Genomic DNA, 13,920 nt, shown 5'->3' with positions numbered 1-13,920 from the left:
GCTCGGCTCTACAGCAGCGCTACGTCACCACGCCACGCCCTGCCAGGCAATCATCATCGGTACGATCAGCAGGCCCAGGCAGCTGACGCACAGCATCGTCGTGGTGATGTGGCAGAGCCAGAAAACTCGCGGCCTGTCCGCACGCCAGACTTTCCTGCCGTGGTTGACGCCCCATATCGTAAAGCCAGCGACGATGCCGCCCAGAAAGAAGCAGACGGTGGCCAGTGCCCACAGCCCCCAGGTCAGCGCCATGGCCAGATTGCGAACGTCGCCAGGCAGCCGGGTCCACAGTACCAGCGTCGCCAGGGCCAACAGACCTCCCATCAGGAGGGTGATCATCCATAGCCAATACCAGATGCCCGGCTTTCCCATGCGCGTGGCTCTCGTCCGTTTGAGCGAGGATAGCCAGAGAAAGGGTCTTCACACCATCCCGCCGTTGGCGCGCAGCACCTGGCCATTGATCCACCCGCCATCGGTGCCTGCCAGGAACGCAACCGCACCGGCGATGTCCTCCGGCGTACCCAGCCGCTCCAGGGGGCTCATCTTCGCCAGCCGCTCGATCAGTTCCGGTGACTTGCCGTCCAGGAACAGGTCGGTGGCGGTCGGGCCGGGGGCCACTGCGTTCACGGTGATGTTGCGCCCGCGCAGCTCCTTGCTGAGGATGGCGCCCATCGTCTCCACCGCTGCCTTGCTGGCCGCGTACACGCTGTAGTTCTCCAGCTTGATGCCGACCACGCTGGTGGACAAGGTGATCAGCCGGCCACCTTCGCGCACCCGTCGCGCGCTTTCGCGCAGCACGTTGAAGGCGCCCTTGAGGTTGATGCCGATCACCCGCTCGAACAATGCGTCGTCGGTGTCGGCCAGCGGCGCCAGCTGCAATACGCCGGCGCTGTTGACCACCACGTCGATGCCGCCGAAACGGGCCTCGATGGCGTCGAACAGCTGGTTGACCGCCTGTGAATCGACCACGTCGGCCTGCAACGCGATGGCCTGCGCACCGGCCGCGTTGAGTTCGGCCGCCAAGGCTTCGGCGTCGTCGCGGCGGCCCGCATAGTTGATCGCGACCGCGTGGCCATCTGCGGCGAGCCGGCGGGAGATGGCGGCGCCGATGCCACGGGAGCCGCCGGTGACCAGGGCGACAGAGCGGGCGGGGGAGAGGGTCATGGTGGCTTCCAGCAGGGCACGCCGGAGTGGCGCAGGGCCATCTTCGCCACAACGGCGTTCCGGATAATCATGCATGATTCGTCAACATCATCCGGATAGCCGAATAATGGATCGCTTCACCGCCATGCGCGCTTTCGTCCGTATCGTCGAGCGTCGCAGCTTCACCCGGGCCTCCGAGGACCTCGGCCTGCCGCGGGCCACAGTGACCGACGCGATCAAGGCGCTGGAACAGCGGCTGGGCGTGCGCCTGCTGCACCGGACCACGCGGGTGGTGGTGCCGACGCTGGAAGGCGAGGCCTTCTATGGCCGTTGCCTGCGCTTGATCGCCGACATGGATGATGCCGAGGCTGCGTTCCGTGACGCGCCGCCACGCGGCCCGTTGCGTATCGAAGTGCATGGCACGCTGGGCCGGCACCTGCTGTTTCCGCACCTGCCGGAATTCCTGCAGCGCTACCCGGAGATCGAACTGGACGTCAGCGAGGGTGACCGCTATGTCGACCTGCTGCGCGAAGGCGTGGATGTGGCGTTGCGGGTGGGGACGCTGGCCGACAGCGATCTGGCGGCGCGACGGTTGACCATGCTGCGCGAGGTCACGGTGGCCTCGCCGGGCTATGTGCAGGCGCACGGCCTGCCCGATACCATCGAATCGCTGCAGGACGGCCACCAGATGGTCGGCTACCGCTCCAGCGCCACCGGCCAGCTGATTCCTCTGGAGTTCCAGCAGGGCGGGCAGGTGCGTTACCTGCCGCTGCCGGCGCGGGTGCGAGTGTCCGGTGCGGACGCGTTCCTTGGTGCCGCGCTGGCGGGGCTCGGTATCATCCAGGCGCCGTGCTACCGGATGGACCCGTACATCGCGCGCGGGCAGTTGGTGGAGCTGTTGCTCGAGACGCCGCCGACGCCGAGTCCACTGAGCCTGGTCTACCCGCGCAACCGAACGCCGTCGCCAAGGTTGCGGGTGTTCATCGATTGGGTTGCCGGGGTGTTTGAGCAGACCGGGGTTGCCGTCCAGCGGCCGGCACTACCGGGCTGAGGTGCTCGGCAGCACCAGCTCGAACAGGGTGCCGGTGTCATCTGACGCAACACTCACGCTGCCGCCGTGCGCCTGTGCAATCGCGCGGGTGATCGCCAGGCCCAGTCCGGCACCTTCATGGCGGCCACGTTCGCCGCGGTAGAAGCGATCGAACAGGCGCGGCAGCGCTTCGGCGGCGATCGGCGTGCCAAGGTTGTGCACACTGACCCTGCACACGCCATCGGCCTCGACCAGCTGCACCCGCACCTCGCTGCCCACGGCTGCGTACTTCAACGCGTTGGACAGCAGGTTGGCAATCGCCCGGTGCAGCATCAAGCGGTTGCCTTCGATCTTTGCCACGCCATCGCGACGCAGGGTCAACTGCCGGTCCTCGGCCAGCAGCTCGTAGAACTCCAGCAGCGAATCCACCACCGCGTCCAGCGCCACCGGCTCGCACGAGGGCAGGGCGCCCGGCGCTTCGGCCTGCGCCAAGTACAGCAGGTCGCCCACGGTCTGCGCCAGCTGCTGCAGTTCCTCGGCGCAGGACGCCAGCGTCTCGCGGTAGGCCTCATTGCTGCGCGGGTGTGCAAGCACCACCTGCACCTGGGTCAGCATGTTGGTGATCGGCGTGCGCAGTTCATGGGCGAGATCACCGGAGAACTCGGTCAGCCGCGCGAAGTCCTGCTGCAGGCGCGCCAGCATCCCGTTGAGCGTCTGCGCCAGCTGCTCCAGTTCGGCCGGTGCGCTGCGTGCACTCAGCCGGCGCTGCAGCCGGCCGGCGGTGATCTGCCGGGCCTCATCGGCCAGCGTGCGCAGCGGCCGCAGCGTGCGCCGCACCACGTAGCCGCCGAGCAGGCTGCTGGCCACGGCGGCGCCAATGATGGCGATTGCAAGAAGATGGCGGAAGCGCTGCAGGAAATCGGCATGGCGGTCGTCATCGATGGCCAGCAGGGTGTCCAGCTGGCTGCCGTCGGCCAGGGTCTGGCGCAGGTGCAGAGCATGCATGCAGCGGCCATCGGCGAGGATCCAGTCGTGCCGCCGTGGCGCGGCGTCGATCGGCTGGCTGCGTGCATGCTCGCGCAGCAGTGCCGGTGCGGTGGAGAACAGCACCGCGCCGCTCCCATCAACAATGTGGAAGGCGATATCCGGATGGTGGCCCAGCGCCTCTGCCAACCGCTGCCCGCGTGCGGATGCAGGTCCATTGCCGGCCAGGTCACGGATCAACGCAACCTTGTTCTCCAGTTCGCTGAAGTCCTGGGCCACCAGGTCGTGGCGGGCGCTGACATAGATCGCCACGCCCAATGCGGCCAATACCAGCGTGGCCACGGTGGCGAACAGCAGCGTCAGCCGTACTGCGATGGAGCGACGCAGGCTCATCCGCTGTGCACTGCACCGTCGTCCGGCGCCTCCAGCACATAGCCCATGCCGCGCACGGTGACGATCAGCTTGGCATCGAAGTCATCGTCGATCTTCGCGCGCAGGCGGCGGATCGCCACGTCGATCACGTTGGTGTCGCTGTCGAAGTTCATGTCCCACACCTGCGAGGCGATCAACGAGCGCGGCAGCACTTCACCGCGTCGGCGCGCCAGCAGTTCCAGCAGGGTGTATTCCTTCTGGCTGAGGGCGATGCGCTGGCCGCCGCGTTCGACCCGGCGGCGCAGGGTATCCACCACCAGGTCGGCGATGACGATGCGCTCGGCCTGCGGCAGCGCCTGGCCACGACGCAGCAGGGTGCGCACGCGCGCCAGCAGCTCTGCGAAGGCGAATGGCTTGGCCAGGTAGTCATCTGCGCCCAGCTCCAGGCCCTGCACGCGGTCGGCGATGCTGCTGCGCGCGGTCAGGAACAGCACCGGCACCTGCCATCCGGCCTCGCGCAGCCGCGACAGCACGTTCCACCCATCCAGGCCGGGCAGCATCACATCGAGAATGACCAGCTGGTACTCGCCGCTGCCGGCCAGGTGCAGCCCGTCGACGCCGTTGCAGGCGAGATCGACCACGTAGCCGGCCTCGATCAGGCCCTGGCGCAGGTAGTTGCCGGTCTTGGGTTCGTCTTCGACGATCAGCAGTTTCATGGTGTGCCCATCATCGCAGCTTGGGCCTGTGCTGGAACGGATGAGTCATGCCAATGGGTCCAGCGTGCCGAGCACCGCCACGCAGGCCAGCACCAGCAGCGCCAGCACCGATTCGCAGGCCAGGCTGTGGCGAAGTGAGCGCAGCGGCCTGGGTTGCCAGCCGCCGCGGATGGAACTGGCCAGCGCCGGCACCAGCCGCCAGCGATGCAGCGCGGCAAGTCCCAGCATGCCACCGACCAGCGCCAGCTTGAGCAGCAGCCAACGTCCATGTGCGGCGCCGGTCAGGCTCTGTATGGAACCGCCGAGATCGACATAGGTATAGGTGCCGGTCATTGCCAGCAGGGCGACGATGATCGTGCCAGGCACGGCGAAGCTGTGCGCGGCCTGCCACAGTTCGCGGGTACGTTCGCGCAGGCGCAGGCCCTGTGGACGCAGCGCCAGCTGCAGAATGGCGGCGATCGCACCGACCCAGGCGCCGGCGGCCAGCAGGTGCACAATGCCGGCCGCCAGCCGGAATGTCCCGCCGAATCCATCACCGGCGGCGGCGTGACCATTCCAGGCGAGGCTGGCCAGAGTTGCCGCCGAGAGTGCCAGCAGGGCCAGACGGCGCAGGCCCTGCACCGGGCGATTGACTGCCAGCAGCGGCAGCATTGCCAGCAGGGCCAGAATGCGCAGCAGTCCTGCCTCACCCACCGGCGTACCGGTAAGAAACCAGCGCGCCGTCTCGCCATCGATGTCGACCGCTGATATGCCAAGCACGCCGGACAACCGGCTCACGGCATCGGTGACGACCAGGATCAGTGCAGCCACGGCGAGCGTCAGCGAGATGCTGCGCGGCAGTCCGGGGCAGACGAACAGCAGCCGCCCGAACAGCAGCATCAGCACCAGGTACAGCGCCAGCCGCAGCGCATACGGCGAGAGCTCGGCCATGGCGGCGGCCTTACTTCACGGTGAAGCGGTAGTTGCCAGTGATCGGGTGGCTGTCCTGGCCGACCGCGCGCCACTGCAGTGCGTAGCTGCCTGCCGGCAAGGGTTTGGCGAAGCGCGCACGCAGGGTGTGGCCATCTTCGGAAATGTCCTGTGCCGTGGTGGGCATGGCCATCTTCATGCGGCCATGGTCCATGCTCAGTTCGATGCGGGTGGCACGCGGCATCACCTTCTCGCTGAACTGCAGTTCGATCTGGCTGGCCGGAGCCACGGTGGCGTCGGCGGCCGGCGTCGAACGCACCAGGCTGGGATGGGCCAGTGCCAGCGGCGCAATCGCGAGGCCGGACACGAGGAGGACAAGGGAGGCGGAGCGGAGCAGGGGACGGGTCATGCGTGGGACACCTGTGGAAGACGTGGCCCACAGGGTGGAGGGCAGCGCCTTTCGCCGCCCTGACGCGGACATTACCGCCTTGTAATGTTCGTTGGCTGCCGGCCCGCGGCCGGCACTACCGGGTACGTGACTGCGCGATCCATGCAGACGGCGAACAGCCGAGCACGCGGCGGAATGCCGCGCTGAATTTGCTGGGATTGGCATACCCGCTGGCCAAGGCAACATCGGTGACACGGCGGCCCTGCGCGAGTTCGGTGCGCGCCCAGTGCATGCGGCGCTGGGTGAGGAACGCGTAGGGTGGCAGGCCTGTGGCCGCGCGTAGCGCCCGACTGAACGTTGCGGCCTCCATCTGCACTGCAGCAGCCAGCTGTGGGACCGTCAGCGCCCGACCGTGCTGCGCGTCGATGTAGGCCTCCAGTTGTCGCAGCCGTCGTGCCGACAGCGCGGACGTGGTGCCGCGTGCCTCGCGAGGTTGGCCGGCAAGCTGGCGCAGGCGGTGCAGCAGCACCTGCGCGCCATGCTCAAGGAAGCCGGGCAGGCAGGCATCGGCCTGCGTGCTGCACCACAACGCGGTCAGCACCGCGGACACCACCGGATCGCGGTGCAGCCGTGCAGCCAGCGGCTGCAGGTGATGCAGCGTCTGCACGTTGTGCGGCAGCATGCGGGTATCGATGGCGATCCCGATCAGATCCACTGACGGGCTGACATAGGTGCCGGTGTCTGCGGGCAGCACCAGGTTGAACTGGCCAGGTCGCCAGGATGCCTGCAGAAGACCGTTGAGGGTGTGCTGCTGCAGTCGCCCGCCGCCGCCCACGGCCATGCCCAGGCGAAGCTGGTGCGGATGCCCCATCTCACCTTCACCTGCGTCGAAGCGGTGGCGCAGCAGCACCACCGCGCCCTCATTGCTGGCGTGAACCGCAGGGGGCTTCGGGCCGGCTTCCTGCAACAGCTGGTCGGCGAGGGTTGGCATCACGGATCCGGGAATGGAGCAGTGCCGCCCGTAATGGAGTGGCAGCACGGCGCGGGTGTTACATCATAACACTCGTGTCCCGTGCTGCCGCCGCCCGCGCGTCCTCCAGTCCATCCGTCGAGGTCTCCCCGTTGAAGTCGTCCACGCCTGCCGCCGCGCTCGTTGCGGCATCTCTGCTCATTCCCGCAATGCCCGTGCTGGCCCAGCAGGCCGCCCCGGCCACCCTCGACGGCGTCCGGGTCACCGGCTCCAAGCGCGATACCCCCTACCTGAAGAGCGACCTGTCGGTGACGGTGCTCGACCGGCAGGCGCTGAAGGAGGCCGGGGTCACCGAGTTCCGTGACCTGGACAAGCTGGCGCCGAACGTGAAGTTCAACGCGATGGGCCAGCTCAGCAACATGTTCATTTCCATCCGTGGCATCGAATCCAATCCTTTCCTGGTCAATCGTGCCTCGGTCTACATCGATGGCATCCCGTTCCGTGAACTGAGCAACGCGGTGCTCAACCAGGTCGAGTCGGTGGAAGTGCTGCGCGGGCCGCAGGGCACGCTGTACGGCGCCAACAGCGAGTCAGGGCTGGTGCTGGTGCGTACACGCGGCCCGGCCGATGCGCGAGAGGGCGAGGTCAGTGTGCGCAGCACCTGGTTCGGCAACGGCAATGGCACCGCTCTCGATGGTTTCCTGGCAGGGCCGTTGAACAAGACGGGCAGCCTGTCGGGCTCGGTGGCGTTCATGGGCTCGGATGAGGACGCCTACCTGAAGAACCTCACGCCGTCCGGTGCGCGCGGAAGGGTGGGCGAAGGCTATCTGCAGGGCAAGCTGCGCTGGCGGCCAAGCGACTATGTCTCGGTGAATGCGCTGGCCTATCACCTGCGCACCCGCGCGCCCGGCATGTTCGAGTACGAGTACCTGCCGCTGGATACCGGCCTGTACAACCGCACCTACGGCACGTCGCTCAACGGTGGCCGTCGTGCCGGTGACTTCACCTACATCAACGACGCACCCAAGCGCACCGAGAAGGATGAGTCGGTTGCGGGCCTGAGCGCGCAATGGCAGCTGCAGGCCGGCACGCTGGACGTGGCCGCCTCCTGGCGTAGCGAGGAAGTGACCTCCGCCGGCTATGACTTCGACATGACCCAGAGCCCAGCATTGGCAGGCCGCATCTACGACCGGAAGCGCGAGTGGACGGCCGAGGCGCGCTTCAGTTCGCCCAGTGACCAGGCCCTGACCTGGATGGCCGGTGTGTCCACCTACCGCAACAGCAAGGATTCGATCCTTGGCACGTTCGTCGGTCCGGCGCTGCGTGGGCTGGACAGTTACAACCTGGCGCCGCGGCAGACCTCGAAGGGCGAGGACTACAGTGTGTTCGCTACCGCCAGCTACACCTTCCCCGCGCAGCCCAAGCTGACCGCCAGTGCCGGCCTGCGCCATGAGCAGGCGCGGCGTTCCACCGAGCAGCGTTCCGGTGCGCTGGATCTGGGCGCCGGCGGCCGCGTCCTGTACCGCGACGCCGCGCTGGCGCATACCTTCACGGCGACGCTGCCGCGGGTGTCGCTGCGCTACGACGCCACTGACGACCTGTCGTTCTATGCCGCCTCGGCCAAGGGCTACATTCCAGGTGGCTTCAACCTGGCCGCAGCGCAGAGCGACGTGGTCAACGACAAGGTGCTGCGCTACGAATCCGAACGCATGTGGAGCCACGAGCTGGGGTTCAAGATGAATCTGGCCGGCGGTCGTGGCCACATCGGCGGGGCACTTTTCCACATCACCTCGGACAACTGGCAGGAGATCCAGGTGGCCACCGATGCCAACGGCCGCCCGATCTCGTCGGACTACGTGGGATCGGACGCCTCGATCCGGTCGCGGGGTGCAGAACTGGAGGGGGTGTTCGAAGTAGTGCCTGGCTTCACGCTGATGGCGAATGTGGGCTACGTCGACGCGAAGTACACCAAGCTGTGGGTCACCGTCGACCAGAACCTGGATGGCAAGCGGGTCAAGTTGACGCCGCATTACACCGGCTACCTGGCCGCACGCTACCAGTTCGAGTCTGGACTTTACGCGCGGCTGGAATCGCAGTTCACCGGCTCCAGCGCACTTGACGAGCGCAACCGCGCCTTCCAGCCGGCCGTCGCCGTGCTGGGTGCGCAGCTGGGCTACGAAACCGGGCCGTGGAGTGCACGGCTATTCGTGCAGAACCTGACCAACAAGCGTCGCATCAACGGCCTGATCTTCGACAATCTGGCTTTGGGCGTGATGGCAACTACTACGGCCCGGTCGACAGCCCGCGCATCTTCGGCGCGGAACTAGGCTACCGCTTCTGATGATAGGTAGTGCCGGCCGCTGGCCGGCATTTTCGGGGCGCTGGCCAGCGGCCGGCACTACCGGCGGTTACGCAACGCCCGTCGATTGCCAATGTGCGCTGCCGCCAACAACACACCACCACAAGCGGTGGCCATGCCATGCCAGAGCAGCGATTCCTTCAGCGGCAGGTACAGGGAGGCCGACAGCAGCAGGATGGCGCCGGTGCAGGCCAGCTGCACAGGCCGCCAGCGCCCATGCCGGTGCACCCCGGCCGAGGTACTCGCCAAGGCCAGCGAGGAGGCCAGCAACGCGAACAGCCACTCCCAGCGCGACATCATCAGCAGCAGCGTCATTACGCCATGGCCGGGGTGCTGGAACGAGCGCAGCGCCATCATCGCTGCCGGCACGAAGGCCAGCAGCAGGGGCAGGGCGATGCAGTGGGCGGCGCAGGCCAGGGACAGCCAGGCACCGGCAAGATCGAAGCGGGGGTGCCAGCGTGCCGAAGTTGGCGGCTGGGCCAGGGCCCTTGCGGGCGTCGTGGGGATGTGGTCCATAATGTTACATAGTAACAATTGGAGACTCCCCCATGAAGCTTCCTGCTGCTCTATTCCTGCTGCTGGCTGCCAGCGCCGCGCAGGCCCATGACATCCGCCAGCACGCACCGCACGTGCATGGCCAGGCGACCGTCGATGTTGCGCTTGACCAGCAAACCCTGGAATTCGCCCTTCAGGCGCCCGGCATAGGCATCCTCGATTACGAGCGGCCGCCGGCCAATGCAGCCGAGCAGGCCGCGCTGGCACGGGCGACGTCGTTGCTGAAGGGCGGCAGCTGGGTCACTTTGCCCACCGCCGCGGGCTGCCGTCTGGCCACAAGTAAAGCCGATGCAGATGGCTTCGACGCGACGGCCGCCGCGCCGCCGCCGGGACAGCACCGGCACGCGGGTTTCAGCGCAACGCTGCAGTACCACTGTGCCAAACCTGCCGAGCTGCGCGCCATCCTCGTGCGCCTGCCCGTACTGTTCCCGGGCCTGCACGAAGTCATCGTCAACAGCGCAACGGCCCATGGCCAGAACCGCAGTGTGCTGACCCCGGACAACCTGCGCGTGGTGCTGGTCCCGTGAGCACGGCACCGGTGATCGCTCTGGAAGACGTGCAGTTCGGCTACGGCATGTGCCTGGTGCTGGACATCCCGCGGTTGTGGATCGAGCAGGGCAGCAGCGTGCTGCTGCGCGGAATCAGCGGTGGCGGCAAAAGTACCTTGCTGGGTCTGCTGGCCGGTGTGCTGCTACCCGGCAAGGGACGTGTCGAGGTGGCAGGCCAGGCACTGCAGGACATGGGAGGTGCGGCGCGGGATCGTTTCCGTGCCGACCAGTTGGGCGTGATCTTCCAGCAGTTCAATCTGCTGCCGTTCCTCACTGTGCGCGACAACATCGCATTGGGCCTGCGCTTCTCGCGCCTGCGCAGCGCGCGCATCAGTGGGCCGCTGGATGCAGAGATCGCACGCCTGTTGTCAGCCCTGCAGCTTGACCCGGCGTTGATGCAGCGGCGCGCGGGCACGCTCAGTGTCGGCCAGCAACAACGCGTGGCGGCGGCACGCGCCCTGATCGGCCGGCCAGCGTTGCTGCTGGCCGACGAACCAACTTCGGCACTGGACCGCGATGCGGCCACCGCCTTCCTGCAGCTGATGTCCGCGCAATGCCAGGCGGCCGGTACGACGGTGCTGGTGGTCAGTCATGACGACAGCCTGCAACCCTTGTTCGACCGCACGATTGCATTGTCCGAGATCAACCTGGCAGGTGCCGGTCATGCTTGAGCTTGCCTGGGCCAGCCTGCGCAGCCGTGCGTTGAGTGTGGGCCTGACCGTTCTGGTCATCACTCTCAGCGTGGTGCTGCTGCTGGGCGTCGAGCGTGTACGCACGCAGGCGCACGAGGGGTTCGCCAGCACCGTATCGGGCACCGACCTGATCGTCGGTGCGCGCTCGGGACCGGTGAACCTGCTGCTGTACTCGGTGTTCCATGTCGGCGATCCAACCAACAACGTGTCCTGGCAGTCATTCCAGGAACTGTCCGCGCTGCCGCAGGTGAAGTGGGCGGTGCCGTTGTCGCTGGGCGATTCCTGGCGTGGTTACCGGGTAGTGGGCACCACTGGCGGCTACTTTGAACACTATCGCTATGGTTCCGGTCACGCGCTGGCCTTTGCACAGGGGCGGCCCTTCGATGATCTGTATGACGCGGTAATCGGCGCAGAAGTGGCTCGCGCGCAGAAGGTCGGCCTCGGTGACCAGATCGTGCTGGCGCACGGCACCGGCGCGGTGACCCTGGCCACGCATGCCGACAAGCCGTTCCGCGTTACAGGCATCCTGCAGCGCACCGGCACGCCGGTGGATTCGTCGCTGCTGGTCTCGCTACCGGCCATCGAGGCGATCCATGTCGACTGGCGATCGGGCGTGCAGCTGCGCAGCCAGAGCGTCAGTGCCGAGCAGGCGCGCCACCTGGACCTGACCCCGACCAGCATCACTGCCTTCATGCTCGGCCTGAACTCGCGCATCGCCACGTTCTCGGTACAGCGCAGGATCAACGAGTATCCGGACGAGGCGATGCTGGCGATCCTGCCCGGCGTTACGCTGCAACAGCTGTGGCAGTCACTGGGCACCGCCGAGCGGGCGTTGCAGCTGATCAGTGCGATGGTGGTGCTGCTGGGCATGGTCTCGCTGGTGGCGCTGCTGGTCTCGACCCTGCAGGAGCGGCGGCGTGAGATGGCCATCCTGCGTGCCACCGGCGCGCGACCGGGCTACATCGCCGGCCTGCTGGTGGTGGAAGCGGTGGCGACCAGTGCGGTGGCCTGCGTGCTGGCCCTGTCGCTGCTGGTGGCCGCCAGCATTGCCGGGCGCGGCTGGGTGCTGGCCACCTTCGGCCTGTCGATCACCCATGTCTGGCCGGATGGCCGCGAATTGGCATGGGTTGCGGGCGTGCTGCTGATCAGCGCGATAGCGGGGCTGGTGCCGGCATGGCTGGCCTACCGGCGTACCGTGGCCGATGGCCTTTCACCGGGAGGCTGAGCATGCGATGGATGCTGTGGCTGCCGATGGTGCTGGCACTGGCCGCCTGTGAGCGGCCGGTGGATACCGGCGTGCAGGCCTTGCCGCCCTCGCCGGTGGTCGACCGCGATGATCCTGCAGACGCTGCGGAGCAGGAGCAGGAGCAGGAGCTGGACTGGTTGCAGATGATGCCGAAGGACGAGCTGGCCGCACTGGAGCGGGGCGAGGGCCCGGAGGTCGAGCACAACGGCAACCGGCGCATGCCGCAGTTCGGCACCTTCCGCACGGTGGACACGGTCCTGCAGCGGCCGGTGCGCCTGCCGGGCTACGTGGTACCACTGGCCAACGCGCAGGACGGGCGGCTGACCGAATTCCTGTTCGTGCCGTACTACGGCGCCTGCATCCACGTGCCACCACCACCACCGAACCAGATCGTGCACGTGGTGCTGCCGCGCCCGATCGAGATGCCGGACATGTACTCGCCGTTCTTCCTGGCGGGCACCCTGCGCGCCGAACGGTTGGATGACGATCTGGCCGGTTCGGCCTACACCATGCGTGACGCACAGCTGAGGCCCTATGAACCGTAGTCACCTGTTGCTGGCGTTGGGATGCCTGTGGTTGGCAGGCTGTACGGCGCCGGGCGGCGATGCCTTGGTGGTCGGGCCACAGGACAAGCCGACGCCCTCCGCCACGGCCGAAGCCCCCATCGACCGTTGGGACGCGTTGCGGCCCGACGAAGTGACCTACCAGCGCCCACCCCCGCAGATTGGCCTGTCACGCAATGGCATGGAGGGCGTGGGCGGCCTGATCGACGACACCGGCTCGGGCACGCCACCGGGGCTGGAGATCGACCATTCCAGCCCGGACCACGCCAAGCAGTTCGGCTCCTCGCGCGTGGTCGACGCTGTCGACGGGCGCGCGGTGGACCTGGATGGCTACGTGGTGCCGCTCGGCACCAACGATGCCGGCCTGGTCGATGAACTGCTGTTCGTACCGTTCTATGGCGCGTGCATCCATGTACCGCCACCACCGCCGAACCAGATCATCCATGTGACCCTGGCGGTACCGATCGCGCTGGGCGATCTGTGGGATCCGTACCGGCTTGCGGGCCATCTGCAGGTGAAGCGTTTCGATGCCGATATCGCCAGCGCGTCCTACGATGCCGCGGCAGCCACGCTGACGGCGATCCGCAACTGATGCGCACGCGATGGATCATGGCTGCCGGGGTGCTGCTGGGCGCGGTGGTGGTGCTGGTGTGGTGGCAGCGGCAGCGCGCACCCACCGCGCCGCCTGCGGTCGCGTTTCCGGCACCGGCGTCCGACGCCAGCCAGCGCATCGAACAGCGTCTGGTTGATGACCCCGCGTTTCGCAACGACGTGCTGTTCCTGCTCGCAGCAACATTGCGCGACCGCTGCCAGCCGGCGCAGGCGGGGCTGCTGGCGCGCATGGCCAATCGTGCATCGCTGCCGGTGCTGGCGGCGGTCAGTGCGGTGACCCAGCAGGACGCATCGCTGGACCGGCCGATCTACCAGTACATCCAGCACCGCGCCGATGCGACGCCGTGCGGGCAGCCGCTGCAGATGCCGTTGGCCGGTGGGCGCAGCATGGCCGTGGACATCGAACAGTATGCGCGCACGTTTCCGGACAGCTACTTCGACCCGCAGCGCAGCAGTGAACCCCGTGATTTCGGTGGACTGTCGCTGCAGCAGCGCGCTGGCAACGCCTGCAACAGCGTGGTGTATTCGGTGCTGCCGCTGGGTGGTACCGACTGGCGGTGCAGCAGCCTGCGCGCGAATGCCCGGGCGCGGGTGCGCGGCCTGTGCGAGGACGAACTGCGGCGCCAGCATGGCAGTACAGGTGGGGAGCTGGACACGGCCGTCGGGCAGGGCATGCAGGCGGCGGTGGTATCGGCGATTGCCGCGCTGCCGGAAGATTGCCGTTGATGATCCCTGACACCGGCCACGACCCGGCATGAGGGGCGCGGCAACATGAACATTGCCCGGGCCCCAATCTGAACCGGTGGTGCCGTTTTCATAACTATACAGGACAT

The 13,920-nt window shown here is 67.3% G+C and carries 16 protein-coding genes; 8 read left to right on the top strand and 8 right to left on the bottom strand.

Features of this window, described 5'->3' with window-relative positions; genetic code table 11:
- Nucleotides 1-24: 24 nt before the first annotated feature.
- Together AC13FN_RS09485 and AC13FN_RS09480 are read right to left on the bottom strand one after the other, a co-directional pair.
- Nucleotides 25-339, bottom strand: a complete 315-nt coding sequence (locus tag AC13FN_RS09485) for a hypothetical protein (protein WP_154583032.1) — start codon at nt 337-339, stop codon at nt 25-27.
- 81 nt (nt 340-420) lie between these two features.
- Nucleotides 421-1,164 carry an SDR family oxidoreductase gene (locus tag AC13FN_RS09480; protein WP_482984693.1) on the bottom strand — a complete coding sequence of 248 codons (744 nt, stop codon included), beginning with the start codon at nt 1,162-1,164 and terminating at the stop codon, nt 421-423.
- Between the two features lie 106 nt (nt 1,165-1,270).
- Between AC13FN_RS09480 and AC13FN_RS09475 the strand changes: the two genes are divergently transcribed.
- Nucleotides 1,271-2,194, top strand: coding sequence for a LysR family transcriptional regulator (locus tag AC13FN_RS09475; protein ID WP_478412599.1), 924 nt, complete (start codon nt 1,271-1,273; stop codon nt 2,192-2,194).
- Here AC13FN_RS09475 and AC13FN_RS09470 read toward each other — a convergent pair.
- The 5 genes from AC13FN_RS09470 to AC13FN_RS09450 form a co-directional block, all read right to left on the bottom strand.
- Nucleotides 2,183-3,550, bottom strand: a complete 1,368-nt coding sequence (locus AC13FN_RS09470; protein ID WP_478412598.1) for a heavy metal sensor histidine kinase — start codon at nt 3,548-3,550, stop codon at nt 2,183-2,185. The two genes, AC13FN_RS09475 and AC13FN_RS09470, sit on opposite strands and share 12 nt — an antisense overlap.
- On the bottom strand, nt 3,547-4,245 hold the full coding sequence (locus AC13FN_RS09465) for a heavy metal response regulator transcription factor (protein WP_135273894.1): 699 nt from the start codon (nt 4,243-4,245) through the stop codon (nt 3,547-3,549). The genes AC13FN_RS09470 and AC13FN_RS09465 overlap by 4 nt, the downstream gene beginning before the upstream one ends.
- Before the next feature lie 45 nt (nt 4,246-4,290).
- Nucleotides 4,291-5,175 carry a copper homeostasis membrane protein CopD gene (gene copD / locus AC13FN_RS09460; protein WP_478412597.1) on the bottom strand — a complete coding sequence of 295 codons (885 nt, stop codon included), beginning with the start codon at nt 5,173-5,175 and terminating at the stop codon, nt 4,291-4,293.
- A gap of 10 nt (nt 5,176-5,185) precedes the next feature.
- Nucleotides 5,186-5,563: a copper homeostasis periplasmic binding protein CopC gene (gene copC, locus AC13FN_RS09455; RefSeq protein WP_171954371.1), complete on the bottom strand. Its 378-nt coding sequence runs from the start codon at nt 5,561-5,563 to the stop codon at nt 5,186-5,188.
- Between the two features lie 115 nt (nt 5,564-5,678).
- Entirely contained in the window at nt 5,679-6,533 is an 855-nt protein-coding gene (locus AC13FN_RS09450) for a helix-turn-helix domain-containing protein (RefSeq protein ID WP_478412596.1), read from the bottom strand.
- Between the two features lie 74 nt (nt 6,534-6,607).
- On the opposite strand from AC13FN_RS09450, the gene AC13FN_RS09445 reads away from it, so the two are divergent.
- On the top strand, nt 6,608-8,839 hold the full coding sequence (locus AC13FN_RS09445) for a TonB-dependent receptor (protein ID WP_482984694.1): 2,232 nt from the start codon (nt 6,608-6,610) through the stop codon (nt 8,837-8,839).
- A 71-nt stretch (nt 8,840-8,910) separates the two neighbouring features.
- Here AC13FN_RS09445 and AC13FN_RS09440 read toward each other — a convergent pair whose 3' ends face one another.
- Nucleotides 8,911-9,387, bottom strand: a complete 477-nt coding sequence (locus AC13FN_RS09440) for a MerC domain-containing protein (protein ID WP_049437485.1) — start codon at nt 9,385-9,387, stop codon at nt 8,911-8,913.
- 32 nt (nt 9,388-9,419) lie between these two features.
- Between AC13FN_RS09440 and AC13FN_RS09435 the strand changes: the two genes are divergently transcribed.
- Genes AC13FN_RS09435 through AC13FN_RS09410 form a run of 6 tightly spaced genes read left to right on the top strand, consistent with a single transcriptional unit; the run spans nt 9,420 to nt 13,813 of the window.
- Entirely contained in the window at nt 9,420-9,953 is a 534-nt protein-coding gene (locus tag AC13FN_RS09435; protein ID WP_478412595.1) for a ZrgA family zinc uptake protein, read from the top strand.
- Nucleotides 9,950-10,645, top strand: coding sequence for an ATP-binding cassette domain-containing protein (locus AC13FN_RS09430; protein ID WP_049437481.1), 696 nt, complete (start codon nt 9,950-9,952; stop codon nt 10,643-10,645). The genes AC13FN_RS09435 and AC13FN_RS09430 overlap by 4 nt, the downstream gene beginning before the upstream one ends.
- Nucleotides 10,638-11,891 carry an ABC transporter permease gene (locus tag AC13FN_RS09425; RefSeq protein ID WP_482984695.1) on the top strand — a complete coding sequence of 418 codons (1,254 nt, stop codon included), beginning with the start codon at nt 10,638-10,640 and terminating at the stop codon, nt 11,889-11,891. Before AC13FN_RS09430 ends, AC13FN_RS09425 begins: the two co-directional genes overlap by 8 nt.
- Nucleotides 11,892-11,893: 2 nt before the next feature.
- Nucleotides 11,894-12,457 (top strand): DUF3299 domain-containing protein, encoded by a 564-nt coding sequence (locus AC13FN_RS09420; protein WP_099559543.1) that lies wholly within the window; start codon nt 11,894-11,896, stop codon nt 12,455-12,457.
- Nucleotides 12,447-13,067 carry a DUF3299 domain-containing protein gene (locus tag AC13FN_RS09415; RefSeq protein WP_478412593.1) on the top strand — a complete coding sequence of 207 codons (621 nt, stop codon included), beginning with the start codon at nt 12,447-12,449 and terminating at the stop codon, nt 13,065-13,067. The genes AC13FN_RS09420 and AC13FN_RS09415 overlap by 11 nt, the downstream gene beginning before the upstream one ends.
- On the top strand, nt 13,067-13,813 hold the full coding sequence (locus AC13FN_RS09410) for a hypothetical protein (RefSeq protein WP_478412592.1): 747 nt from the start codon (nt 13,067-13,069) through the stop codon (nt 13,811-13,813). Before AC13FN_RS09415 ends, AC13FN_RS09410 begins: the two co-directional genes overlap by 1 nt.
- Nucleotides 13,814-13,920 lie beyond the last annotated feature (107 nt).

The organism is Stenotrophomonas sp. 115C5, from assembly GCF_056861055.1.
Note: the sequence above shows the minus strand (reverse complement) of the source record. Positions and strands in the feature narration are given on the sequence as shown.

Excerpts from the sequence above, each read along its gene's own strand:
- AC13FN_RS09440 (WP_049437485.1), bottom strand. The coding sequence starts at position 9,387 with ATGGACCACATCCCCACGACGCCCGCAAGGGCCCTGGCCCAGCCGCCA.
- AC13FN_RS09420 (WP_099559543.1), top strand. The coding sequence starts at position 11,894 with ATGCGATGGATGCTGTGGCTGCCGATGGTGCTGGCACTGGCCGCCTGT.
- AC13FN_RS09470 (WP_478412598.1), bottom strand. The coding sequence starts at position 3,550 with ATGAGCCTGCGTCGCTCCATCGCAGTACGGCTGACGCTGCTGTTCGCC.
- AC13FN_RS09425 (WP_482984695.1), top strand. The coding sequence starts at position 10,638 with ATGCTTGAGCTTGCCTGGGCCAGCCTGCGCAGCCGTGCGTTGAGTGTG.
- AC13FN_RS09435 (WP_478412595.1), top strand. The coding sequence starts at position 9,420 with ATGAAGCTTCCTGCTGCTCTATTCCTGCTGCTGGCTGCCAGCGCCGCG.
- AC13FN_RS09415 (WP_478412593.1), top strand. The coding sequence starts at position 12,447 with ATGAACCGTAGTCACCTGTTGCTGGCGTTGGGATGCCTGTGGTTGGCA.
- copC (WP_171954371.1), bottom strand. The coding sequence starts at position 5,563 with ATGACCCGTCCCCTGCTCCGCTCCGCCTCCCTTGTCCTCCTCGTGTCC.
- AC13FN_RS09450 (WP_478412596.1), bottom strand. The coding sequence starts at position 6,533 with ATGCCAACCCTCGCCGACCAGCTGTTGCAGGAAGCCGGCCCGAAGCCC.
- copD (WP_478412597.1), bottom strand. The coding sequence starts at position 5,175 with ATGGCCGAGCTCTCGCCGTATGCGCTGCGGCTGGCGCTGTACCTGGTG.
- AC13FN_RS09465 (WP_135273894.1), bottom strand. The coding sequence starts at position 4,245 with ATGAAACTGCTGATCGTCGAAGACGAACCCAAGACCGGCAACTACCTG.
- AC13FN_RS09475 (WP_478412599.1), top strand. The coding sequence starts at position 1,271 with ATGGATCGCTTCACCGCCATGCGCGCTTTCGTCCGTATCGTCGAGCGT.
- AC13FN_RS09485 (WP_154583032.1), bottom strand. The coding sequence starts at position 339 with ATGATCACCCTCCTGATGGGAGGTCTGTTGGCCCTGGCGACGCTGGTA.
- AC13FN_RS09410 (WP_478412592.1), top strand. The coding sequence starts at position 13,067 with ATGCGCACGCGATGGATCATGGCTGCCGGGGTGCTGCTGGGCGCGGTG.
- AC13FN_RS09480 (WP_482984693.1), bottom strand. The coding sequence starts at position 1,164 with ATGACCCTCTCCCCCGCCCGCTCTGTCGCCCTGGTCACCGGCGGCTCC.